At 38.7% G+C, this 23,947-nt stretch carries 23 protein-coding genes and 1 pseudogene; 11 read left to right on the top strand and 13 right to left on the bottom strand.

Annotated elements, in window-relative coordinates:
- Positions 1–37: 37 nt before the first annotated feature.
- The 4 genes from paaK to AC056_RS15730 all read left to right on the top strand — a co-directional run bounded on the left by paaK (position 38) and on the right by AC056_RS15730 (position 3,399).
- Positions 38–1,327 carry a phenylacetate--CoA ligase PaaK gene (paaK, locus tag AC056_RS15745; RefSeq protein WP_077164159.1) on the top strand — a complete coding sequence of 430 codons (1,290 nt, stop codon included), beginning with the start codon at positions 38–40 and terminating at the stop codon, positions 1,325–1,327.
- Between the two features lie 53 nt (positions 1,328–1,380).
- Positions 1,381–2,346 carry a phenylacetic acid degradation operon negative regulatory protein PaaX gene (paaX, locus tag AC056_RS15740; protein ID WP_000062822.1) on the top strand — a complete coding sequence of 322 codons (966 nt, stop codon included), beginning with the start codon at positions 1,381–1,383 and terminating at the stop codon, positions 2,344–2,346.
- On the top strand, positions 2,333–2,938 hold the full coding sequence (locus AC056_RS15735) for a DapH/DapD/GlmU-related protein (protein ID WP_077164158.1): 606 nt from the start codon (positions 2,333–2,335) through the stop codon (positions 2,936–2,938). Before paaX ends, AC056_RS15735 begins: the two co-directional genes overlap by 14 nt.
- 77 nt (positions 2,939–3,015) lie before the next feature.
- A complete protein-coding gene (locus tag AC056_RS15730; protein ID WP_077164157.1) occupies positions 3,016–3,399 on the top strand; it encodes a PaaI family thioesterase in 384 nt (127 codons plus the stop codon).
- A gap of 125 nt (positions 3,400–3,524) precedes the next feature.
- Here the strand turns inward: AC056_RS15730 and AC056_RS15725 are convergent, their stop codons facing one another.
- The 6 genes from AC056_RS15725 to AC056_RS15700 form a co-directional block, all read right to left on the bottom strand.
- Positions 3,525–4,370 carry a metal-dependent hydrolase gene (locus AC056_RS15725; RefSeq protein WP_081410808.1) on the bottom strand — a complete coding sequence of 282 codons (846 nt, stop codon included), beginning with the start codon at positions 4,368–4,370 and terminating at the stop codon, positions 3,525–3,527.
- A gap of 529 nt (positions 4,371–4,899) precedes the next feature.
- The gene (locus AC056_RS15720; protein WP_077164156.1) at positions 4,900–5,322 is read right to left on the bottom strand and encodes a hypothetical protein; all 423 of its coding nucleotides are present in this window, start codon (positions 5,320–5,322) and stop codon (positions 4,900–4,902) included.
- Between the two features lie 61 nt (positions 5,323–5,383).
- Positions 5,384–5,965, bottom strand: coding sequence for a histidine phosphatase family protein (locus tag AC056_RS15715; RefSeq protein ID WP_077164155.1), 582 nt, complete (start codon positions 5,963–5,965; stop codon positions 5,384–5,386).
- Position 5,966: 1 nt separating this feature from the next.
- On the bottom strand, positions 5,967–6,407 hold the full coding sequence (locus AC056_RS15710; protein WP_077164154.1) for a hypothetical protein: 441 nt from the start codon (positions 6,405–6,407) through the stop codon (positions 5,967–5,969).
- A 71-nt stretch (positions 6,408–6,478) separates the two neighbouring features.
- On the bottom strand, positions 6,479–6,952 hold the full coding sequence (locus AC056_RS15705; RefSeq protein ID WP_081410807.1) for a hypothetical protein: 474 nt from the start codon (positions 6,950–6,952) through the stop codon (positions 6,479–6,481).
- Positions 6,953–6,986: 34 nt separating this feature from the next.
- Complete coding sequence (locus tag AC056_RS15700; protein ID WP_077164153.1) at positions 6,987–7,784, bottom strand: abortive infection family protein; 798 nt, start codon at positions 7,782–7,784, stop codon at positions 6,987–6,989.
- A 789-nt stretch (positions 7,785–8,573) separates the two neighbouring features.
- Here AC056_RS15700 and AC056_RS15690 point away from each other — a divergent pair.
- Together AC056_RS15690 and AC056_RS15685 are read left to right on the top strand one after the other, a co-directional pair.
- Positions 8,574–9,158, top strand: a complete 585-nt coding sequence (locus AC056_RS15690) for a TetR/AcrR family transcriptional regulator (protein WP_077164248.1) — start codon at positions 8,574–8,576, stop codon at positions 9,156–9,158.
- A gap of 235 nt (positions 9,159–9,393) precedes the next feature.
- Positions 9,394–10,734 carry an aspartate aminotransferase family protein gene (locus AC056_RS15685; RefSeq protein WP_002157177.1) on the top strand — a complete coding sequence of 447 codons (1,341 nt, stop codon included), beginning with the start codon at positions 9,394–9,396 and terminating at the stop codon, positions 10,732–10,734.
- Between the two features lie 154 nt (positions 10,735–10,888).
- Here the strand turns inward: AC056_RS15685 and AC056_RS15680 are convergent, their stop codons facing one another.
- The 3 genes from AC056_RS15680 to AC056_RS15670 form a co-directional block, all read right to left on the bottom strand.
- Positions 10,889–11,923, bottom strand: a complete 1,035-nt coding sequence (locus AC056_RS15680; protein WP_002157169.1) for an AraC family transcriptional regulator — start codon at positions 11,921–11,923, stop codon at positions 10,889–10,891.
- A gap of 308 nt (positions 11,924–12,231) precedes the next feature.
- A complete protein-coding gene (locus AC056_RS15675; RefSeq protein WP_077164151.1) occupies positions 12,232–13,557 on the bottom strand; it encodes a phosphoserine phosphatase in 1,326 nt (441 codons plus the stop codon).
- Positions 13,558–13,631: 74 nt separating this feature from the next.
- Positions 13,632–14,633 (bottom strand): phosphotransferase enzyme family protein, encoded by a 1,002-nt coding sequence (locus tag AC056_RS15670; RefSeq protein WP_013198390.1) that lies wholly within the window; start codon positions 14,631–14,633, stop codon positions 13,632–13,634.
- 180 nt (positions 14,634–14,813) lie between these two features.
- Between AC056_RS15670 and eat the strand changes: the two genes are divergently transcribed.
- Positions 14,814–16,229, top strand: a complete 1,416-nt coding sequence (eat, locus tag AC056_RS15665) for an ethanolamine permease (RefSeq protein ID WP_077164150.1) — start codon at positions 14,814–14,816, stop codon at positions 16,227–16,229.
- Positions 16,230–16,303: 74 nt separating this feature from the next.
- Here eat and AC056_RS20040 read toward each other — a convergent pair.
- Positions 16,304–16,383 (bottom strand): annotated as a pseudogene (locus tag AC056_RS20040) (transcriptional regulator); the annotation flags it as partial.
- A gap of 234 nt (positions 16,384–16,617) precedes the next feature.
- Between AC056_RS20040 and AC056_RS15660 the strand changes: the two are divergent.
- The gene (locus tag AC056_RS15660) at positions 16,618–17,682 is read left to right on the top strand and encodes a catalase family peroxidase (protein WP_077164149.1); all 1,065 of its coding nucleotides are present in this window, start codon (positions 16,618–16,620) and stop codon (positions 17,680–17,682) included.
- 12 nt (positions 17,683–17,694) lie between these two features.
- On the top strand, positions 17,695–18,267 hold the full coding sequence (locus AC056_RS15655; RefSeq protein ID WP_077164148.1) for a cytochrome b: 573 nt from the start codon (positions 17,695–17,697) through the stop codon (positions 18,265–18,267).
- Positions 18,268–18,414: 147 nt separating this feature from the next.
- Here the strand turns inward: AC056_RS15655 and AC056_RS15650 are convergent, their stop codons facing one another.
- Complete coding sequence (locus AC056_RS15650; RefSeq protein WP_077164147.1) at positions 18,415–19,326, bottom strand: LysR family transcriptional regulator; 912 nt, start codon at positions 19,324–19,326, stop codon at positions 18,415–18,417.
- A 98-nt stretch (positions 19,327–19,424) separates the two neighbouring features.
- On the opposite strand from AC056_RS15650, the gene AC056_RS15645 reads away from it, so the two are divergent.
- A complete protein-coding gene (locus AC056_RS15645) occupies positions 19,425–20,021 on the top strand; it encodes an NAD(P)H-dependent oxidoreductase (protein ID WP_077164146.1) in 597 nt (198 codons plus the stop codon).
- A gap of 56 nt (positions 20,022–20,077) precedes the next feature.
- Here AC056_RS15645 and pobR read toward each other — a convergent pair whose 3' ends face one another.
- Positions 20,078–20,893, bottom strand: coding sequence for an IclR family transcriptional regulator PobR (gene pobR / locus AC056_RS15640; RefSeq protein ID WP_077164145.1), 816 nt, complete (start codon positions 20,891–20,893; stop codon positions 20,078–20,080).
- Positions 20,894–21,034: 141 nt separating this feature from the next.
- Here pobR and pobA point away from each other — a divergent pair, with 141 nt between their 5' ends.
- Positions 21,035–22,249, top strand: a complete 1,215-nt coding sequence (gene pobA / locus AC056_RS15635; protein WP_077164144.1) for a 4-hydroxybenzoate 3-monooxygenase — start codon at positions 21,035–21,037, stop codon at positions 22,247–22,249.
- A gap of 142 nt (positions 22,250–22,391) precedes the next feature.
- On the opposite strand, the gene alr is transcribed toward pobA, so the two are convergent.
- Positions 22,392–23,684, bottom strand: coding sequence for an alanine racemase (alr, locus tag AC056_RS15630; protein ID WP_077164143.1), 1,293 nt, complete (start codon positions 23,682–23,684; stop codon positions 22,392–22,394).
- Between the last annotated feature and the right edge of the window lie 263 nt (positions 23,685–23,947).

The following is a 23,947-nucleotide window of genomic DNA, read 5'->3' as shown; positions in this document are numbered from 1 at the left end:
AGACGGTTTTAAAAATTACATAATGAGGAGATAGGCGATGGACAGCCTTACAACGGATAATGTTGAACAATTAACACTTGCAGAGCTTAGAGAGCTGCAAACTAAACGGTTAAAACAAACCCTGACTTTTGTATATGAAAATAGTCCGGTCTATAAGAAAAAGTTCGATGATGCAGGTGTACATCCTGATGACTTCGTGACTTTAGATGATTTGGCAAAGTTTCCATTTACCACCAAACAGGATTTAAGAGACAACTATCCGTTTGGAATGTTTGCCGTACCGCAAGAGCAAATTGTGCGTTTACATGCATCATCGGGCACAACGGGTAAACCGACCGTGGTGGGTTACACCCAAAAAGACATTAACACTTGGTCGGACATTGTTGCGCGTTGCTTACGCATGGCCGGTTTAACCGCGAAGGATATGGTTCAGGTGGCTTATGGCTATGGACTATTTACAGGTGGTCTAGGTGCACATTATGGCGCTGAGCGCTTAGGTGCGACGGTTATTCCAATGTCTGGCGGTCAAACTGAAAAGCAAGTTCAGCTCATTCAGGACTTTAAACCGACTGCAATTATGGTTACGCCATCGTATTGCGTGAGTATTATTGAAAAGCTCGAACAACAATTTGGTACTGCACGTAATACGTCTTTAAAAGTGGGTATTTTTGGTGCCGAGCCGTGGACCAACGAACTGCGCCGTGAAATTGAAGAACGTCTCAATATTAAAGCACTTGATATTTATGGTTTGTCTGAGGTAATGGGGCCGGGCGTTGCGATGCAGTGCTTAGGTGAGGGTGAGGGATTAACCATTTGGGAAGATCATTTCTACCCAGAAATTATTAACCCTGAAACAGGTGAAGTTTGCAAAGATGGCGAACTTGGCGAGCTCGTCTTTACGACTATTACCAAAGAAGGCTTACCGATTATTCGTTACCGTACTCGTGATTTGACTCGCTTACTGGCGGGTGAAAATCTGGCAATGCGTAAGATGGATAAAATTGTGGGTCGTAGCGACGACATGCTGATTATTCGCGGCGTGAACGTTTTCCCGACCCAAATTGAAGAGCAAATTTTACAAGTTCAGCATTTAGTTCCAAATTATGAAATTTTGGTGACTAAAAAAGGACATATGGATACTTTGCATATTCGTACAGAGATGTGTCATAACTGTACTATACAGGCCAATCAACTTGCTCAGGAGTTGATGAAACGCATTAAAACCATGATTGGGATTAGCGTTACTGTAGAAGTTGTGACAGAAGCGACCTTACCTCGTTCGGAAGGAAAGGCAAAGCGGGTAATCGATATGCGTCAGATTGCTTAACATCAAGATCATTCAGGGTATAGAATCTATACCCTGAAACTAAACGCCAAGACATGAGTATGAGTGCAAAAATACAGCAAATAATTGATTCTGTTGTAAAGAATGAAACCTTAAGTGGAACTTCGCTTATTTCGACAATTTTTGGAGACTCAGTACTTCATCGGGGTGGAAACATTAGTCTTGCAAGCCTGATTCAGTTATTAGAGCTATTTGGTTTTAATGACCGCGCTGTAAGAACTTCTGTTTTTCGTTTAGTTAAAAATGATTGGTTATGTTCGGACAAAATCGGCAGAACCAGTTTTTATCGAATTACCGATTCGAGCCGTTCGACTTATTTGCAGGCTGAACAACGTATTTATAACGACCAGATGAAAGAGTGGGACCATTATTGGGATCTTATTCTGATGTCTAGCCTCGATACTGAAAATAAAGCGTTGCTAAAGAAAGAACTTGAATGGCTAGGATTTGCCAATATTTCGACAAATTTAATGGCTTATCCGGGTTGTAACCGTATTGAACTGCAACGCTTGTTGGTTGACTTAAATATGAGTGAGCAAGTGGTGGTGTTTAAAGCCGAAACATTGCAGCTCTTTAATAACTCGGTCGATACCATTGGCCGTATGCTCAGAACCAACTGGCCAATCGATGAATTGCGCCAAAGATATCTACAGTTTCTCGATATTTTTAGAGAAATTGGCGTGTTGCTGATGCAGGAAAACGAACAACTCGAACCTGTTCAGGCCTTTCAAATTCGAACTTTGCTGATTCATTATTATCGACGGATTTTGTTGAAAGACCCAGCACTACCGCTTGAACTATTGCCAACTGACTGGCCAGCGATTAGTGCGCGAACGTTATCAATGAATATTTATAAAAAAGTATTTGAACCTGCCGATGAATACTTCTTGTCTGTTGCCGCAACAGCAGAAGGACCAATGCCAAATGCCACAGCACATTATTGGCGCCGTTTCGGAGGTTTGGTTGCGACAAATGAGAGGTTAAATCATGCCTTGTTATAGTATTGACGGTGTTATTCCAGTCGTTAGCCCAGAGGCTTTTGTACACCCAACGGCTGTTTTAATTGGTGATGTGATTATTGAAGCGGGTGTATATATCGGGCCATTTGCATCATTGCGTGCCGATTTTGGTCGTATTCATATTAAGCAAAATGCCAATATACAAGATAACTGCACCATACATGGTTTTCCGCAAAGCGTGACTTTAGTTGAAGAAATGGGGCACATTGGGCATGGCACAACTTTACATGGCTGCCGTATTGGTAAAAATGTTTTGGTCGGCATGAACAGCGTAATTTTGGACTATGCTGAAATTGGTGAAAACACCATTATTGGTGCAAATAGTCTGGTCAAAACCAAAGATATTATTCCGGCAAATGTATTGGCAATGGGTAGTCCTGCCAAGGTTGCACGTGAGTTATCAGAACAAGAAAAAAAGTGGAAAACTAGAGGCACGCAAGAATACATTGAACTTGCACAGCGATGCTTAAACTCAATGCAAGAAGTTCAGCCTTTAACATCAGAGTTGGATGACCGCCTGACCTATAAGGACTTTAGTTCTTCAAACTATCAGATTAAACAAGATAGTGTTTAACGGCTATTCATAAGTCGATTTCAATACACATGAGTTTATAAAACTTAAGGAATACTCGCACGAGTAGGGAGACGTTTGTGCAAAAAATGGAAAATACTGCGGTTGATCAATTCGCAGAGCTATTGGGTGTTCAAGTGCTGCATCGCAGTTTTGATGAAGCACGTTGTCAGCTTAATGTAAAAGACGAACACATGAATGCTTTGGGTGGTGTGCATGGTGGGGTCATATTTTCATTAGCTGATATTGCTTTTGCGATGGCTTGTAATGCAGGCGAGGCGCCATATACAGGCCTACAGGCGGATATTCGCTATATGAGCGGTGCTAAAGATAGGGTGTTATTTGCAACGGCAACCAAAGTCGGCAGTAGTAAAAAATTCGCGCATTATGAAGTGGTGATAACAGACGGTTTGAATAATAGAGTCGCTTTATTTACATCTACGTGTTACAGACTTGCGCCGTGATAGACGGCTATTTATCTTATTTCACAATATTTATAAAGCTGCTTAATAAATAAGGCTCTTGGTAATCTAGCATTTGAAAGCATTGTTTTAGAGGGAAGAGTATTCATAAAATACTCTTCAAGTATTTAATTTTGTTGATTTTCAAGATTTAACACTTTATGCCAGTGTTGTTCGAGTTGTTTTGTATCATAGTCAAATGGATGAAATGACGGACGAACATAGTCGAGGAATTCTTTAATAACAGTAATATTAAATAGGCCTTTTTTCGGGTGCGTAATTTGACTGATAGATTGTAGATGTTTTTTTGATAGAAACTTCTTATCTGCTACTAAAAGACGAGCTGTTCCATAGGTCATTAATCCTGCAAAAGTACTACATCCAAGTACCATCCATACCATGCGTCTAATATATCCACCACCTGCGGCATGATAGGCATCAAAAAAAACTGCTTTATGTTCATTCTCTTCAACCGCATGCCAAAGCCATAAATCACGTAGAGGGCCAACCATCTTTTGATTCCACGTATTATTGCGTAATAACTCTGCTCCAAAAGTTCCATTACAGTGTTCAATTGCACAGCCGATTGCCATACGGTCCATTAACGGTAAAGCACGATCTAGCAGACTATATATCTGAATTAATTGACGCTCAAAAGTTTCAATATCAATGTCATTTAGATCAGCATAACGATGATATCTAGTATGTTCTTTGGCATGCATGGCTTCTTGACCTATAAATGCACTGATATCAGCCTGTAATACAGGGTCAGTTATACGTTCTCTAAGCGTACGTAACATTCGGATTAAAAATAATTCACCTTGTGCTGTTATTGCCGATAACGTATTCAAAAAATGACTATAAAGAGGATCTTGATCAAACCAATAACGTGTAGAAGGATCAAAATCAAACTTAATATTTCGAACAGGAAAGGAGGATTTAACTTTTTGTACAGCATTAATTGTAGTTGACATGATAATTATTACTCCAATTTAGAGAGATGATGTATATGAATAATCACTGATGCTGCTGACCTTGCATAACGAATACTCTACAAAAGAACCAAGTGGTTCTTTTGTAGAGTATTTGCATCATGCTTGTCAATTAGTTTTTGACAATTCGGGTTGTCAATAAAAAATAAATTATGATATTCCTATATATTTCATTTACTTAATATGGTTATTTAAATGTGATTTGTTGGATGTGTTTTTTAAAGGCCTATAATTTATATAGTGATTATCTGAAATCGAACTCAGGAAAGAAGATATTTTTATACAGTGCATTACAATTTTTCATAGCCATCAAAATAACTTACCCCTTATTTAGCTTTAGTTTTTTTAATAATGTGATTCAAAACAAATGTCGTTTCGTATACTTTACTGAAAAAGGGTGTGGGCACTTATTTTTATGTTTTGATCATTTACGATTTTCGACAAAACTAATTACTGAATTCTGTTGTAAAACTTTGTCCATCATAAGGTGATTAGTTCCAGATAAAACTTATCAGGTACTCAACTTATAACCAAAATGATTAAGGCATACGTTAATTCCATTAAGTGAGTAGTCGGTACAACCTTTATGAATGCACATGTTTTCTGAAAAGCCTTCATGAGCTAAAACAACTAAGAATTGCTTAATACTGTTTATTCGATTTTGGCTTAATGTTTGGTTCACATTTGAAAGTTTAATTCCAAAAATAGGCGCTGTTGGTGTATCTGGATAACACTCGAAATACCATGCTTGCTCACACTCAGAGCAGGCATAATAAAACGTATCATAGTCAAATTTTGGATGAGTTTCTTCGCATGGAGCTTCTTCAATTATGTAGTGAGGAAACCTATTTTTCATTTCATAGTTATTGCTGAAAATATTTGAAAAGCTGTCAGGGCATACAAAAAATTCACCGACATTTTGACATTCACACATAGATTTTTTCTTTAATGTTTTCCTAAAAAGTCTAAAAGTAGCTTATACGAAATTGATCAGTTCAATAAGTAAAAACCTGAGTGTTTCTAATTGGCTGATAAACCATATTGTATCTAAATTGCCGCATCAAATCTTTTGAAACTGGTTGAGGTTGCTGTATCTGCATCATCAAAAGCTGTAAAAACTGTCCATGACTAAATACAGCCAAATTCTTTTGGACATAATTTTCATTTAATACTCTTAACTTCTCATGAAAAGCTTGAACCCGCATATATAGATCTTCAAAAGATTCTGCATCGTCGGCATCTTTGTGCTGATAATCCATTTTTTCCCAGTAAGCATTTACCCAAGCTTTACGGTCATCCATATTGGTATTGGCACATTTGCGTTCAGACAAATAGCTAAACTCATGCAAATGCTCATCTACTTCAAAACTGAGATTATATTTTTCTAGTAGTGGGGCGGCGGTTTGATGTGTACGCAAATATTGAGACACAATCACATGATCAATTTTAGGAAGTTTTGAACACAGTGCTTGAGCTTGTTTATGCCCATTTTCACTTAAAGCAATTGAAGCATGTGAAAGGGTTTTTCCATTAATGTTGGCTTCACTTTCAGCATGTCGGATTAGAAAAATACTCATATTAATTCCGTTTTGATAAAACCAATTCCTGACTTTCATTGTAAAAAGTTAAGGTATAGCTTTTTAAAGTTTTCCCATTCGAACTGATAAAAAATTTGCCTGAGACTGGAACTTTCCATTCTGATCCAACATTGCTTGCTAAGCCAATCCATGCGTGTCCATTAAAAGTAAATACTCGTTCCTTTTCTATATGGAAGTCTTCGAAATAAATGGCATCACACCAAAATTTGTCGGTATTATCAAAGTCTTTTTTAGAAAATTTCCAACAACTTAAAATTGAAAAGTTACTTTCAAACCATTCATCCTTGTAGTTGAGGTGAGTATAGTTATGAATGGCCTCGGCCGTAAGTTTCTCTAATTGCAGAACTCTTCGCTGAATGCGTCTTTTACTCGAATAAATGAACTTTGTGTGTTTTTCTTCTTGGTATTCATTTCTTTCCATAGTTTTAAATATTACTTAGCAATTTGTCTAAAGTTAGTTAGCGTATTCATAAAATTTGAATAGAGGCCGGTTTAGGGGAGTGTCGCTACATATTTTATTAATTCACTTAGAGCCGATTCAACTGAATTAATCGGTACATGTTCAGCGTATATAATTTCTTCAGTTAAGTTTGGATATATAAAAAATGGATTTTTATGTAACTTAAATAAGAAAAAAATGGATTCTTGATTCCGAACCCCAATTTTTGAAAAATCGTCAAAAGTTTCTTCTAAGGTTAATCTGTAATGCTCAATCAACTCTTGGTTTACGCAGAGATTTTCTAAAAAGTTTTCAATAGTTAAATTATAGTTTTTATGGAAGGGCCCTTGCACTAATGCCTTTAAATCTCCAATAAAGCTAGGCATGTATGTTGGTGAATCTAATGTACCAAATGAAAGCCCATTAATATTGATTGTAAGAGGTAAAAGATTCTTTTGAGGATTGATATTAAGAATAGTAAAAGAAAATTCTTTCGTACCAATTTCAATGTAATTTGGTTCTGCCATTAACTTATAGCTCCTATTTTTTATAATATAATCTTTATTTTTGAGATTCTTTCCAACTTTCTAAAATATATAGACCTATTGTATGAGCAGCATGAATGGCAAGTCTGGCATGTCTTGGTTTTAAATTGTACTGCTTCACTCCAGCACCATGTGCTGAACTAGCATGAGTTCTTAAAGAAGCTATTCCATCTACTACAGAAATAATTCCTGAAATGATTCTCAATAGATCTTCATCTTCAACGGAATCTCTTTGAATATTTAACGACTTCCTCACGACATCAAATAAATTCTTCAAATCTTTTTTACTAGGCATAGTCAGTTGATTTTCTGATATATAAATCTTACAAATTGACTCTAAAATATTACTTGCGGCTGATACTGCTTCTCTCGGACTATTGTCTACATGTGTTAAAGCTCTCATAAATTCTTGATCTAACGCAGGTATTTCTAATCTTCTTATAACATTCTCTAAACTTTTTGTAGGTGTTGTAAGTGAACCACTAATTATTCCTCCTTTTATGTAAAGTAGTGAGTTATCAGATAAAATTTTTCTAATACTTTCTAACTGATTATCAAAACGATCTTGATTTGGAGGATAAAGAATTCCTCCATCCAAATACTTCTCTAACACTTTCCCTAAAACTTTTAGGGGGTCTGAATTAGTTTTATTCACATTCATTAATACTTGCTGAACTTTTACAGGCTTACTGACATCAGGAATTTCAGAATCGATTTCAGCATATAAAAATAAATTATCTAAAGTTGCATGAGTTTCATGCTCTGAAAGTACCTCTGAAAGAACAGCTATAAGGTTTAATGGAATTTTTGACATAAATATTTAATAAAATTATAAAAATAATAATTATTTCTATCATATAAACTTGATATTTCATAGAAAATTTCTTATTGAGAATCAAGGTCTAATAAGTAGCTAAAACGAATAAGTAAATTTTGAATTTCCTTGTAATTAAGAAGGGTGCATAATTTATATGAATGAAAATTAATAATACACAGTTTCCCCTCTATACCCCCACTTAACAATAACCCACCCATTATTTAGCCTTACTTTTCTAATGATTTAATTTAAAACAAATGGCATTTTGCGTGCTTGACTGTAAAAGGGTTGGGCACTATTCTTTGCCTGCTGGCCACATTGCCAGCCGGTCGTCGCGGACCGATTACAACAACATCAGAATTATTCCTTTCTGAGGGATAATTTTGTGTGAGCATCTCCTCGTCTCCTCCCGTAGCGGTAGGACGGGAGAGGGACACCCTCGGGTGTGCTGGTTGTTGTACCAGTCCGCGAACCCTTTCTCGTTCTGCCACCATAATTTCTATTCATGTCGGCAGAACTCCCAATAAAAAGGAGTTGGCTTTGCACATCCATTATTTCTTGGCTTTCAATGCCAAAAGCTATAACGACACAGCTTAAAAATTAAAGCAGCTTGATTGCCTTTAGGGTTTTCAGGCTTAAAGTCATTTTTACTTAAAACTTAGCAACAACAAACTTGAGATGTGCCAAGCACCGTCTTACGGCTTTGCTGTGCCTTTTTTTCTCCCAAAAAGGGCACAGGCTTTTTTATCTCATTTAGAAACAACAAGAATTTATAACGGAAAAATTATGCGAAATTTAGAAATCTCTTCCAAAAAACTACAGGTTGTTCAAACTGCAATTCAACTCTTTACCACTCGTGGCTTTCACACCGTAGGTGTAGACCTGATTGCTAAACAATCCCAAATCACCAAATCTACGTTTTATAAATATTTTGGCTCAAAAGAACGCTTAGTCGAAATGTGCATCGCCTTTCAAAAAAGCCTACTCAGAGAGAAAGTGCTCGCTATTATTTACTCAAGCTGTTATTACGCGTCAAAAGATAAACTCAAAGAAATTATTATTTTACATACCAATTTAAACAGCCTCTATAACCTTTTACTAAAAGCTATTTTTGAAATAAAACTACTTCACCCGCAGGCTTACAACATGGCGGTTGAATATAGAAAATGGCTGCACCATGAAATTTTTGACTTGATTTTTAGCGGAGAAATCTGCGAGCCACAATTCGATGCCAACATGGTGGTAAACCTGATAGATGGTTTACTGCTACAGGTTTTAGGCTCGCAAGGTTTGGATGAACGGGATGTCGTATTGGATTATTTTTTAAACTCTTTTGTTAGAAACTTTAGCCCACGATTACGGGAAGCATAAGCCCTAATGATAAATAGCGATTAGATGAGCTTTGAGCGTTGCAATAACAGAGCAATAAGTTGACTTCAAATCGTGGCTTAAGTGGTCTGAGGTCAAGTTTTTTTAAAGATACTTAAGCAATATGGTTTGCGTAACTTCAATCAAGTACTGAAATATGTCGAATTAGCGTATGAGTTGCCTACGTCATTCATCGTCTCGCGCAAAAGTATGCTGAATATAAATAGAGGAGTCATTCATGGGTACGCGTTCAACCATTATGGATACCAATAGCTTTCGTCCAGAACATGCTGCTGAGCTGGACCATGCTACCCGCAAACTGACCGATAAAAGAAATAAAATTTTAGGTGAATCCTATCGCTTGTTTTATCGTAATCCCGTGCATCTGGTGAAAGGACAGGGGCAATATTTATGGGATGCAGCAGGTCATCAATATCTGGATGTTTACAACAATGTTGCTAGTATTGGTCATTGTCATCCTGCGGTGATTGAAGCGGTAAATGAGCAAATGAAAATGCTTAATACCCATACCCGTTATTTACATGAAAATATTTTGGATTATACCGAAGAACTTTTACAAACCACTCCCGATGAAATTGACCGTGCCATGTATATGTGTACGGGTTCGGAAGCAAATGATTTAGCGATTCGTATTGCCCGTGAATATAGCGGCGGTACAGGAATCATTGTATCTCAAGAGTCGTATCATGGAACCAGTAGCTTAACCTCAGGATGCTCTCCAGCGCTTGGAACTGAGCAGCCTTTAGATGCTACAACTCGTCTAGTTCCAGCACCCGATTATTATCGAATTCAAACTGATGATTTGGGCACATGGTTCGCGCAGCAAATTCAACAGCAAATTGATGATATGAATGCAAAAGGTATTAAGTTTGCAGGTTTTTTAGCGGACTCAATATTCTCTTCTGACGGTGTAATGCCTAATCCTGTTGGGTTCTTACAAAAAGCGGTTGATGTTGTGCATGCAAATGGCGGTATTTTTATTGCCGATGAAGTACAACCGGGTTTCGCGCGCACTGGTGATTCTTTCTGGGGCTTTGGTCGCCACAATGTTGTGCCTGATATCATTACCACAGGTAAGCCAATGGGTAACGGAGTTCCAGTGTCAGGACTTTTAGCCAAGAGTGAAGTCCTTGCTGCTTTTAGCGACAAAATTCCATATTTTAATACCTTTGGCGGTAATCCTGTTTCTATGGCAGCGGCACAGGCTGTACTTAAAGTTATTCAGGAAGAAGAATTACAAACCCATAGTAAATATGTGGGAGGGCTACTTCTCAAAGAACTCACTAAACTTATGGATAAACATGAGATGGTTGGTGATGTCCGTGGCGCAGGTCTGTTTATAGGTTTTGAACTGGTCAAAGATAGAGCCACAAAAGAACCAAATAAAGCATTGGCTTTGAACCTTATTGAAGAGCTCAGAAATACTCATCGAGTTTTAACCTCGGTTGCAGGTCCTTATGGCAACGTATTAAAACTGCGCCCACCTTTGGCTTTCCAAATAAAAGATATCGATTGGTTAGTTGGCGCTTTGGATCAAGCATTAACAAAATTAAAGTAAGTCACTTTAAATATAAAAAATACCCTTCAAGTTGGATGTTAAATCTAATTTGAAGGGTATTTTGTTGTTCAATTATCTTATGTGTCTTTAGACGTTATCTCGAATTGCTTAAATAATAAAAAGGCCTTTATTCAAGGCCTGTATTTGCGATTTTTTAGTGTCTTAATTGACGTGGTGTAACACCAAACCAGCGTTTAAACGCACGCGATAAAGCACTTACTTCTGAGTAACCTAGCAGGAATGCCATTTCTGAAATTGGAATGTTTTTCTGCTTAATATAATGCTCGGCCAACTCACAACGAACCTGATCGACTAAATGGGTAAAGGTCAGGCCTTCATTTTTTAAACGGCGGGTAAGGGTGCAACTGGTTAAACCAATATCGTGAGCGATTTTTTCAAGGTTTGGTTCACCTTCACTCAGTTCAAGTTGGATGTGAGAACGTACTTGATCTGCAAGACTTTGACTTTGAGAAGAGCGATTGAGTAACAGCAGCGTATCTAAAATTACTGTTAATAAAATAGAATCACGCCCCGGCATAGTATGCTGGACGTCTTTTTTTGAAATGATGATGGAGTTAAAAGGCTGATCAAAATAAACAGGCGCATTAAATAATTTGCTATGTTCTTGCCAGAATTCAGGTCGAGTATGCTCAAAGTGAATCGCGCGTGGTGAATAATGAGGACCCATCACTTCACGAATCACATTCATAAACATGCCCATGGTCAGTTCTGCATCTTGGCGTCGAGTTAAAATCGCGCCGTGTTGAACCTGATAATCTATGCGCCAGCTATCTCCTAAATCGACCATTCGATTAAGCGTATCTTTCTGATGCAAATAAAAGTTATTGGTCATGTTCATGAGTGCAGACTCTAATGTGTTTGAACAAAGACCAATGTACCCAATGAGCCCTAATGATTTCGGTTGAAATTGTTGACCATAATGCAGGCCAAAATTATCACAACCAGAAACCAGTGCTGCCTGTTCTAGCACCTTGCAATAATTGGGCAATTGTAAGCTCAACGTTGGGCTGATTAGAAGTTCAGGATTAATACCACTAATACCTAAAACGCGATCAACATCTGCACCTTTTTGACGAATAAACTCGCTTAATCCAGAGGCAGCTGCAGACAATACACCTTGATTACACATATTTGAATCGACAAGATGAGCTGGGTTGAGATGTAACATGTCAAGTCTCATGATATTTATTCCTAACTATTCTTATATTAAGCAAAAGCCATACCAGTTTTTGCTTACGTCCATGATTTTGTGTTGTTAAAAGTATTTATAAAATAATGACTTATGTGTTGCTGTTTTAAGTTTCAGATTTGATTCTTTAAGAAGAGATCAAGAGTTGTATTTAAGGTTGGGTAGCGAACTAAAAGAAGGCAGAAAATGCATTAGAGATAGGCAAACAGGGCAGAACTAAAACAAGAAATTAATCGGTTTCTCATGCATACAACATCTATTGTAGGCATGAGAAAATAAGTGAAATATTAATTTTTTGTAGTTTTTGCCGTTTGCGCGCCATAACTTAAACTGGCCATTGAGGGTCTAAATTGACCTGTATTGGCATCGCGGCCCTGTAGTAAGAACTTAGTATTGGCTTGACCATAGCTCTGCACAGCCTGCTGAGAAAACTTTCCAATATCAGAGCTTGGGCTGCGCAATCGGTTAATAATCAGAACCTTCTGAGTCGCTGCAAAATCTTGCATCATATTTTGATCGCCTTCACTGTCACCCGCGATAAAAATTGGTCCGTAACCATATTTAGAGACTAAAAAACGCTGGATGGTTGCGGTTTTGCCTTTACCTTGAGTTTGCGCATAGCCATGACGAAACTCGGGTAAAATTCGATTTTGTGCATCTCGTTCCAACTCCATCGCGTAGGCATTTTTTTCATTAATGTTATAGCCGATATCCGGATTAGAAATAATTTCCTTAATCACATCAATAAAAGATGCTGAACAGACATAGACATCAATGCCATTGTCCTGAAAGGCCTTAAATAGATTTTGCATTTCACGGTATGGTCTTAAACCATTTTCCCAAGTGGTTTTCACAACACCTGCTTTGCCCGAAAGTGCTACGGGAGAGGTCCATGTCACAGGTCCAATCGGTTGCTGCATTTGCCAAGCCACCGTTGCTTTTACCAAATTACGGACTTCTTGTTCGGTAAGCCCAGTAAATAAATAAGTGACCCATGGATATGCAACTTCATGATCAAAGGTGTCTCCAATCGCCGCATATAGATATCTCATTTTAGTAATGAAATCGAGATAATGCGGATCTTGTTTAATTTGATCCAGACTCTGCTTACCTTTTAGACTGCTATAGTGGTGATAAAGCCATGTGTAGCTCGCAATAATATCTGGAACGATTTTATCAATATTGACGGCTTGACCTTGCTGGTTATTGTAGGCCGCTTCAAAATTTTGCGAGCTAATTCCTTTACGAATAATCTGATTAAGCTGCTCTGGCGTGACATTAAACGCTAAGTGTTCAAGCTGATAAATTAAAGTTGCTTCTTCGATGTCTAAAAATACCGAAGTATTGTCAAAGTCAGTGACAATATACGGCCGCTTGTCAGGATTGTAGTTTGGGCTATCTTTTCCATAGCTAGCAATTAATTGATTAAGTTGGTCAAAGTTAAAAGCGTCCCATTGACCTTTTTGGATATATTCCTTTTTTTGAATAGTGACTGGGGGAGATGTGTTTTGTAGAGGGTTGTAGTTACATGCGCTTAGAGCAATCATGCTTGCCAGACTACTGGTGAGTAATAGTGCTTTGGCAACTTTGCTCAGTTGATGGGTAGCTTGCATAAACCCTTCCTTTAAATTCTATAAAATTTAAAAACTAAAAATTGAAAATGAAGAAAAGCGATCGAAATCACTTTTCAAATTCCAACAGGCATTTGTCCGTTTAGATATTTTTTACAAAGACGCACAGTTTCATTGGACCATTGGTCTCCAAGACTTTGAGCCATTTCTGTTTGTGCGTGAGAACCATTCCAAGCCATCATTTGAATGCGGCGTTGCATAATAAAAGTTGGGATCATTTCATATTCTTCAGACTGAATATGACCTACGCGCTCGTAGCCTTTTAACCAGTAATCAACCCAATGAGGCGCATTTGCATAATGTTCATTGAAGCTAATCGCAGCGGCGAGATCATGCATAAACCAGCTCATTCCGCAGTCATCAAAATCGATCACACCGATACGTTCTTGTTGTAGTAATAAATTGGTTAAACGCAAATCTGCATGAATCAGGCCATAGCGTTCTTGGGTTTTGCCAAAGAAATTTAAATCTTTCGAAATCTGTGCAATCGCTTCTTCAATTACGCCGTGATCTTGTGGTCTTAAATGAGGTGCATTTTTCCAGTTTCCCCAGTGTCCATCTGCACCAACCATGGTTTCATGGTTCCACACAATACGTTGAAAGTTTTCAGGCGCTTGCCATGTCTTACTATGTACGTGCAACTTTGCGGTAATTTGTCCTAATTGTTCAAATGCAGTGGGGTCAACTTCAACCGTTGGCATATCGCCCTCAACCCAGTTGAAAAGGACTGCATAACGATAAATATCATTCGATAGTTTCAAGGTAATGACGCGTTCACCCGATTGATCTGCAATCGCAACAGGAACTTGAATACCGCTGGCATTTAAAGCATCTAACCATTCAAGCTCACTTTGTATATCGAGTTTGCTGTGATAGTTCGGACGGTGAATTCGAAGTGCATATCGGGCAGATCCAGTCGAAACTTGATAGGTTGCATTTTCAGACTGACACAGTAGTTTGACCTGTCCTTGATAGTCTGATGGATACTGCTTAATTGCTTGTTCTGCCAGTATTTGTAATTGAACTTGGCTTAAAAATTCATTTTGTTCTACAGACATAACCCATCTCCTCAATTTAATTTTTAAACACGTTTCGTGTTGAGATGCCGTCGATCTTATAAAAGAAAAAATGAATCAACTTGACTTCAAGTGGTCGGGGAGATGTTTTGCTGTCAAGTTTTATGAATATCTTTTGCGCAACTATTGGTGGTGTAAATTTAGTCGATAAGGCATACGACAATGAAAGAGTCAGAATTAAGCGTGGATGTTGGTGCTTTACAACAGGACGCAGAGTATTTTGCAAAACGTCAGTTAAAAAAGGGGGCAGTAGGTTGGTTACTTTTAGTGGGGCTGGGTGTCTCTTACGTCATTTCAGGTGACTTTGCTGGTTGGAATTTTGGGCTGGCACAAGGCGGCTGGGGTGGACTCTTTATTGCAACAGTCATCGTCGCATTTATGTATCTCTGTATGAGCTTTGTGATGTCTGAGATGTCGACGATGTTGCCCACTGCTGGCGGTGGTTATAGTTTTGCCCGCGTTGCATTTGGTCCTTTTGGAGGATACCTCACAGGGACTGCGATTTTAATTGAATACGCAATTGCACCTGCTGCCATTGCCGTATTTATTGGGTCATATTGCCAATCACTCTTTGGAGTTGGCGGCTGGGCTGTTTATTTAATTTGCTATTTAGTTTTTATGGGCATTCATCTGAAAGGTGCAGGTGAAGCGCTTAAAATCATGTTTGGAATTACCGCCGTTGCTTGTATTGCGCTGGTCGTATTCATTGTCGCGATGCTTCCACATTTTGACAGCGCACGTTTATTTGATATTCCAGTCAGTTCTCATGCAGGTGCAAGTCAATTTTTACCATTCGGCTATATGGGAATATGGGCCGCAGTACCTTATGCCATCTGGTTTTTTCTTGCAGTTGAAGGGGTACCACTGGCAGCCGAAGAAGCAAAAGATCCAGTACGTTCATTGCCGCGCGGTTTGATTGGTTCAATGTTGATATTGGCGTCGTTTGCACTTTTAATTTTATTTTTAGGAGCAGGCGCAGCGGGTTCAAATGCTTTAAAAAATTCAGGGGCACCTTTGGTTGATGCTCTCATTGCGGTATATGGTCAGCACACATGGTTGGCAAGCTTTGTTAACTTTGTGGGTCTTGCTGGACTTGTCGCAAGTTTCTTCTCAATTATTTATGCCTATTCACGCCAGATCTTTGCATTGTCACGTGCAGGATATTTACCAAAAAACTTATCGCTTACCAATGAAAATAAAGCACCATATTGGGCCATTATCATTCCGGGCATTATTGGCTTCTTACTCTCTTTAACAGGTGAGGGTGACTTACTCATTTTAATGGCAGTTTTCGGTGCAACCATTTCTTATGTGTTGATGATGCTTTCACATATCAAATTACGTTTGTCTCGCCCCGAATTACCACGCCCTTATAAAACGCCTGGTGGAATGTGGACGTCTTGTATCGCTTTAATTCTTGCCGCTGTTGCTGTTGTGGCAGGGTTAATGGTAAATCCAAAAGTTTGGTTATTGGCCGCGCTGATTTATGTCGGATTTATACTTTATTACTTGTTATATAGCCGTCACCATTTAGTGAAAGGTACGCCTGAACAAGAGTTCGCCATGATTGATGACTAATTTTAAGTGGTTAAAAATAAAGAGGCTTCGGCCTCTTTTAAGTTTTTATAAGTTATATCTGACTCATGGAATCAATTATTTTCGCCAGTAAAAAAAGATCACCTCTTCGGACTCTCTCTGTCAATGTGGGAACTTTTACATTTTTCGTTCCCATGCTTTATTTATATGCATTCAAATGTTAATAAACTTAATACTAACCTCACGGTACGTAACTTATATGGCCCAGAAATAAATATTATATTAAGGCTTATCACTATTAGATCCAGAAATTCCGGGATTTTATTTACTCAGTTAATTTTGAACATAATTTCATCAAATTAAGTAATACTCTTTTTATAGGATCAAACTGTTTTATAAATGCAGCTATATAATTTACACAGGATGAAGAATGAATAATTTGAATTTTAAAAGTCTAAAAAAGTATGGGTTGCCCTTAGCAGGTATTGCTTTAATTGCAGGTTTTTTAGTATTGGCATTTGCTTGGACTGCTGGTCTATTTGGACATCGAACAACATCCAAAACTTTTTTGGGTGACACAATAAACAACTTTGATCCCGGATATCGACGTGCACACGGTAAAGGGATTTGCTTTGATGGCACTTACCATAGTAATGGTGCAGCAGCAGCACTCTCTAAAGCTACTGTATTTGCTAAGTCTGATATACCAGCAATTGGCCGATTTTCTATTGGAAGCGGTAACCCGCATGCGGCAGATAATTCTACCGCAACAGTGAGTATGGCTTTATTACTTTCTCCAGCCGATCATTCGCAGTGGCGCATGAAATTAAACAACTTTCCCTATTTCCCTACGCGAAATGCTGAAGGTTTTTTGGCGCAGCAAAAAGCATTTAAACCGGTTCCATCTACTGGTAAGCCTGATCCAGCCCTTGTTGAGGCGTTTTTAAAAGAATATCCCGAAGCGCGTAAGTCTATTGAGCAAAAGGCCAAGATGCCATTAACCGGTAGTTTTAGCGGCGCAGAATTTTATGTCGTAAATGCCTTTATATTGCGAGCCGCCAATGGACAAGAACAGCCAGTCCGTTGGTCTATGCGTCCTCATTCAAAATTTATTAGTCTGACCAAAGAACAACGTGATCAAGCTGACCATGATTTCTTATTTAAAGACATCAAAAAACGTTTGGCTGAAGGGCCGCTCTATTGGGACTTAGTTTTGCAACTTGCCGAGCCAGGAGATCCAGTGAATGACCCATCTCAGCCTTGGCCAAAAGACCGTAAAGAAGTTATAGCCGGAACATTAGAAGTCAAAAATGTGACTGATCAGGTAAATGGCGCATGTCGTGATATTAACTTTGACCCAACTTTGGTGCCACCCGGAATTGAGTTATCAGATGATCCCGTACTCGCAGCACGAGCGGCGATCTATTCACAGTCTTACAATGCTCGATTACGTGAAATTGGATTTGGCAAAGCAACCGATGCTGTGGGCAAATAGGAGAGCTGAACAATGCAAAATAAATCTAACGTTAATGCTCCACGTCATTTTAATTTGACTGCGCGAATACTGCATTGGCTTATGGCAGTAGCAATTTTAGCTATGCTATTTATTGGGGTAGGAATGACCACCTCAATTACGTGGCGCCCGTGGTTAATCGATATTCACCGTCCTTTAGGAATCGCAATCTTACTATTGGTCATCATAAGATTAATAAATCGACTTTGTTATCCAATTCCACCTTTGCCGCCGTCTGTGCCGCGCTGGCAAGCGTTTCTTGCCCATGCATCACATTGGCTACTTTATATTTTGATGTTTAGTTTGCCATTGCTTGGATGGGCAACGCTATCAGCAGGTAATTGGCCTGTCACTTTATTTCCGGGTTGGGACCTTCCGCCTATAGCACCCACTAACTCTACGCTTTACGCTTGGTTCCGTACATTACATGGAATTTTGGCTTGGCTATTATTTGCTGTCGTTATTGGTCATCTCTCTGCTGCATTACTACATGCATGGATTTATCGCGATGGCGTATTTTCGAGTATGGCTTTGGGGCCGTCTTCTAAAAAAGAGGACGCTGACTAGTTTGCTTGAAATTTTTTGATTGAAATACGAGTAAATTCTATTGAGCCACATCTTTGCATGTGGCTTTTTTCTAAAAAAGATTAAGTTTGATCTATATACATTATGACATTCACAAAGCAAGCATGACTGCAAAAGGCCTTGTTTATTTTAAACTTGTCTGTTTAGTTCAGGGGGTAAATGCTGCGCCAAATAATCAATTGCAAGACGGGTTTTCAGTGGCATAAACGGCAGCGCAGGCCATAGCAAATGAATCGCAAAAGCAATGCTCGACATGGTTTCTAATACTTGTACGAGTTTACCATCCTGTAATTCATTTTGAATGAGCCAATCGGGTAGCCAAGCGATACCTGCTCCAGCAAGCGCTGCATTTTTAATGGCTTGTAAGTCATTTAAAAGAAGTTTTGCTTTGGGCTTAATAAATAACGGCTCGCTATTTTCCTTTTGAAGTTGCCATTTTTTTATTTGACCAAAATGCGGATCGGCAATCGTGGCGTGATGGTCTAAGTCCTCAATATGTTCTAGGGGACCTGCTTCATTTAAATAGTCAGGTGAGGCACAAAGTAGCATTCGATGCTCACCAATCGGTTTGGCAACGAGCTGAGTTGTATCAGGCAATATTCCGATTCTTATACATAAATCAAAACCTTCTTCGACCAAGTCTACAGTTCGATCATTAAATGAAATTTCTAGCTGTAAGTCCGTATGCTGCTGAGCAAATTTAACCATGAGCGGAGCAGCAAAGAGTTGCCCGAACAGCACTGGCACAGACATCCGTAAACGGCCTGTTGCGTTAATTTTGCCTTGGTCTAATAAAGCCGCCGCATTTTGTATTTCACTTAACGCTCGGCGGCTATGTTCATAAAACAAAGCGCCTTCATCAGTCATGCTGAGCGAACGTGTTGTTCTTTTGAATAAAGCCACGCCAAGCTGATCTTCAAGACGAGCAATATTTTTACTTATGGCTGAGCGAGTTAAATGCAATTGTTCGGCAGCTTTTACAAAACTTCCAGCTTCAACCACAGTCACAAATATAGATATTGCACTTAGTTCATGTTGCATGATTGTTGCCTAAAAGGAACCAATATAAAGAAATAATATCACCACTGTTGAATTTGTTGCGAGGTTAATATGGCTTTATTGAAAATGTGGAGATAGTCATGGCTAAAATATTGGTATTAAAATCTAGCATTATGGGTGAGGGCTCACAAACCAATCGCCTCATTGATGTAATGCTTGAACATCGAAAAGACCAAGGTTTGCAAGATGACATTACCATACGCAATTTAGCTGAAATGAACCTGCCTGTATTAGATCTGGAAATTTTTCAGGCGCTGCGTGGGGCTGAAAATGTAAATCAAGACATTCAGCAGATCGTTGCTTTGTCGGACAAATTAATTGCTGAATTAAAAAGCGCTGATTTATTGGTGATAGGCGCACCCATGTACAACTTAAATGTGCCGACTCAACTCAAAAACTGGTTTGATTTAGTGGCACGAGCAAGACAAACATTCCGCTACACCGAAACTTACCCTCAAGGTTTGGTTGAAGGGGTAAAAGCGGTGGTGGTAAGTAGTCGGGGCGGCATTCATGTTGGCCAAGAAACTGAGGCCGTCACGCCTTATCTCAAAGCAGTGTTAGGGCTAATGGGTATTCATGACATCGATTTTATCTATGCAGAAGGCTTAGACATGCAAGCCTATCGCAGCAACGCTTTAGATTTGGCAAGCCAGCAAGCCAAAGAATTCGCCATTTAAAATCATGAGTTGAAACTCTTGTACTTCTAATAGATAACAAGAGTTTCTAAGTCTATTTAAATTACATTCCTGAGTTCATTTGCCGTGTTGCGTAGCAATGGCAAAATTTGCTGAACCAAATAATCTTCTTGTACACGGTTGGTTTGAGACATGCAGTTAAGTGCTGCAATGGCTTGACCTTGGGCGTTAAAAACGGGTACAGCAATCGCAATTACGCCAAGCTCATGTTCTTCTTTAGAAAGACAATAATCCGATAACGAAATACCCTTAAGCACTTCAAAAAACTTTGACTCATCTATTATGGTAAAAGGCGTTAAGCGTTTTAAACCGTAAGTTTTGACCCACACATGCTGAGCTTCTTCAGACAATGCTGCCAGCAATACTTTACCCGTAGACGTTGCATGGGCAGGGAGTCGGTTTCCTAAATGCATGCCATAAGGACTAACGCGTAAGTTATCTTGCTGCGGTAAATAACTACGAGCAATCGGCACCACTTCGTTATCGTCTAACACCACAATTGAAAAAGTAAGTGATGTCTGCGCACACAAAAGATTTAAAAATGATTGAGCAACTTTAGGCAGGTGGGCCGAGCTTAGATAAGAACTCGAAAAGCGCAGTACGCGATGAGTGAGCCAAAAGTAATGTTCATCGGTTTCTAAATAGCCTAAGTATTTTAAAGTTTTTAGATAACGCCTTGCCGCGGTACGGCTAATACCGGTTCGTTCGGCTACTTGAGTGACATTAAGCCGTTGCCGATCTGTTCCAAAAGCTTCCAATAAAGCCAAGCCTTTTGCTAATCCTGCAATGTAGTCATCTTGACGAATTTTCTCATGCGAGTTCGGGTGCTCTAGAAAAGCATCGAGAGAAGGCATCCTTTCATTCCTGTTATTTTGATTGTTTCTGTCCGCTATTCGGACAAACTAGATGATAAACGGTTATTTTCATCTTGGATACATAGTGAACAAAAGTTAAAGCCAGTAATTTAAAAGTCAGGATGAAACAAGGATGAAGTTATGGATATTTTAAAGACACAGGTTGCAATTATTGGATCTGGACCAGCAGGGTTATTGCTTGGGCAACTTCTATATAAAGCTGGCATCGATCATATTATTGTTGAGCAACGTAGTGCTGAATATGTGGCTTCACGGATTCGTGCAGGAATTTTAGAGCAAGTGTCGGTCGACTTACTCAAACAAGCCGGTGTTGACCAAAACTTAAAAGAAAAAGGATTACCACATTCGGGCATTGAAATTTTGACCAATGGTGAGCTACACCGAGTTGATTTGGCCGCACTCACGGGTGGAAAACAAGTGACAGTATATGGTCAGACCGAAGTGACTAAAGATTTAATGACTGCACGTGAAGCAGAGCAGCTCACTTCATTTTATGAAGCTCAAAATGTACAGGTGAAAGACTTTTATACTGCCCCAAAAGTTGAGTTCGAGCATCAAGGTAAAGCTTTTCAAATTCAGTGTGACTTTATAGCAGGGTGTGATGGCTACCACGGTGTCTGCCGTGCCAGTGTGCCCGAAGATAAAATAAAGACCTTTGAAAAAGTTTATCCGTTTGGCTGGTTAGGGGTGTTGGCAGATGTCCCACCTGTAGCCGATGAACTCATTTACGTACAGTCTGAACGTGGATTTGCTTTATGTAGTATGCGCTCAGAAACACGTAGCCGCTATTATTTACAAGTCCCTTTAACAGATCACGTTGAAGACTGGTCGGATGAAAAGTTCTGGGATGAGTTAAAAAACCGCCTAGATCCTGAAAGCCGTGAAAAGTTAGTGACAGGACCTTCTATTGAAAAAAGTATTGCGCCGTTACGTAGCTTTGTGACTGAACCAATGCGTTTCGGAAAACTATTTTTAGCTGGCGATGCTGCGCATATTGTTCCCCCAACAGGAGCAAAAGGGCTAAATCTCGCGGCTTCTGATATTGCTTATTTATCAAGTGCACTTATTGAATATTATGCCGAAGGTTCCGAACAAGGTATAAATGAATACTCAGAGAAATGCCTGCAACGCGTATGGAAAGCAGAGCGTTTTTCTTGGTGGATGACTCATTTATTACATCGCTTTGAAACTGAAAGTGAGTTTGACCACAAGATTAAACAAGCCGAGTTAAGTTATGTACTGGGTTCTATTGCTGGTAAAACAACCTTAGCCGAAAACTATGTCGGTTTACCTTATGAGATCAAGCAAATTGATAGTTTTAAGCATGCAAGCTAAAGACTAAATAAAAGGGGCATGAAAATGCTCTTTTTTTATATAAGAATTTAAGTAGGATGTAATAGATTAAGAGATATGGTCATACTAAAAGTAGCCCTGATACTTTTTGAAATATAGGGCTACTTATCAATTCACCTAAAGTTTACTCAGCGGTTGCTGCAACTTGATGATTACTGATTTGCGTTGATTGCTGAGATTGAATAGGTTTAATCACTTGTGGATTAGAGTTACTCCATGGAGTATAGGCCTCTGTCAAAATATGGCCTGTAAGACTTGTTAAATCACTAGATTGAACCTCAGCATTGCCTTGACGTCCAAATAATACAACTTCATCGCCCGCTTTGGCTTCTGGAATATCTGTTACATCAACCATAACAGTATTCATGGATACTCGACCAACCACTGGTGCTTTTTGTCCATTTACTAAAACAAAAGCTTTATTACTAAAACTACGACGGTAGCCATCCGAATAACCTACAGGCAAGTTTGCAAGTTTGGAGTCACGTGTCAACGTATAAGTTTGGTCATAACCTACAGTTGAACCTTTAAGGTAATTATTAATTGCAGCAATTTGTGTTTTAAATGCCATCATGCGTTTAAATTCAGGGTGATTAGGAAAATCTCCATAAATAATTGCGCCTGCACGGACCATATCTAAATGTGATTCAGGAACATTTAAAGTAGCAAATGAATTTGCTGTATGTAATGTTAATTCTTTACGATTCAGTTTGGCTTTTTTAATCAACCATGCTGTTTGTTCATTAAATTGATCTAGGCGCTCACGAACATATTTTTCATCTTCTACAGCATAATGGGTCATAATGCCGTCAATTTTAAGATTTGGAAGCTTAGTGATTGCAACAGCTTGTTCTTTACCTTGAGCTGTAGACATTTCAAGACCATTACGATCCATACCACCCGAATTTAAAGCCAAGCTATAATGAACATTTGTATTGTTCGCTTCTGCCCATTTAGAGATACGGGCAGCCTGATCATAATTACCCAAAAGCTCTTCGATATTTAACGCATGTGCATTGATGATTTCACTATCAGTTGCTGTACGTAAACGTGTAATTTTGCCTTTATAGCCATGCTTACGCACCATCGCCGCTTCTGCATTACTGGTGATGCCAATACAAGACACATTTAATTTCATAACACTCGGCATAAGTAGGTCAATACTATGCCCATATGCATTTGCTTTCATGACTACACAAAGTTGTGTTTTGCCATTAAGTAATTGATTTGTCCTTTTAATATTATCTTCAAAAGCTTGAGTGTCAACTTCAACCCATGCATTTGCTGTAGGTGCAGGGCTGACTTCATTTGTGATATGAGACGTGAGTAAAGGTGCAGCATGGGCAAATTGTATGGAACCGAATAATACCAATGCACAGCTATAAGCGAGATGCGAAAAATTTGTTTTAAGTTTCATGAGTTTTTTAATCTTTCCTGGCTGAATATGATTTAACGCTGGGTGGATTTTTATGGTTAAGTACAGAGATATAATTAATTTAAAATGTCACACGATTTGATCAAAATAATACTTTCTCCTTAAAATATTATAGTCAGTGTTAAGTAAAATTTAATTTTGCTTAAACTGTATTCATAAAATACAAATGTGATTTTAAATAATCTTAATTAAATCTAAATATACATTTGTGAAAAAACAAGAAGAAAAATCATTATATTTTTTTG

The organism is Acinetobacter genomosp. 33YU (assembly GCF_001990725.1).
Lineage (GTDB): Bacteria > Pseudomonadota > Gammaproteobacteria > Pseudomonadales > Moraxellaceae > Acinetobacter > Acinetobacter seifertii.
Note: the sequence above shows the minus strand (reverse complement) of the source record. Positions and strands in the feature narration are given on the sequence as shown.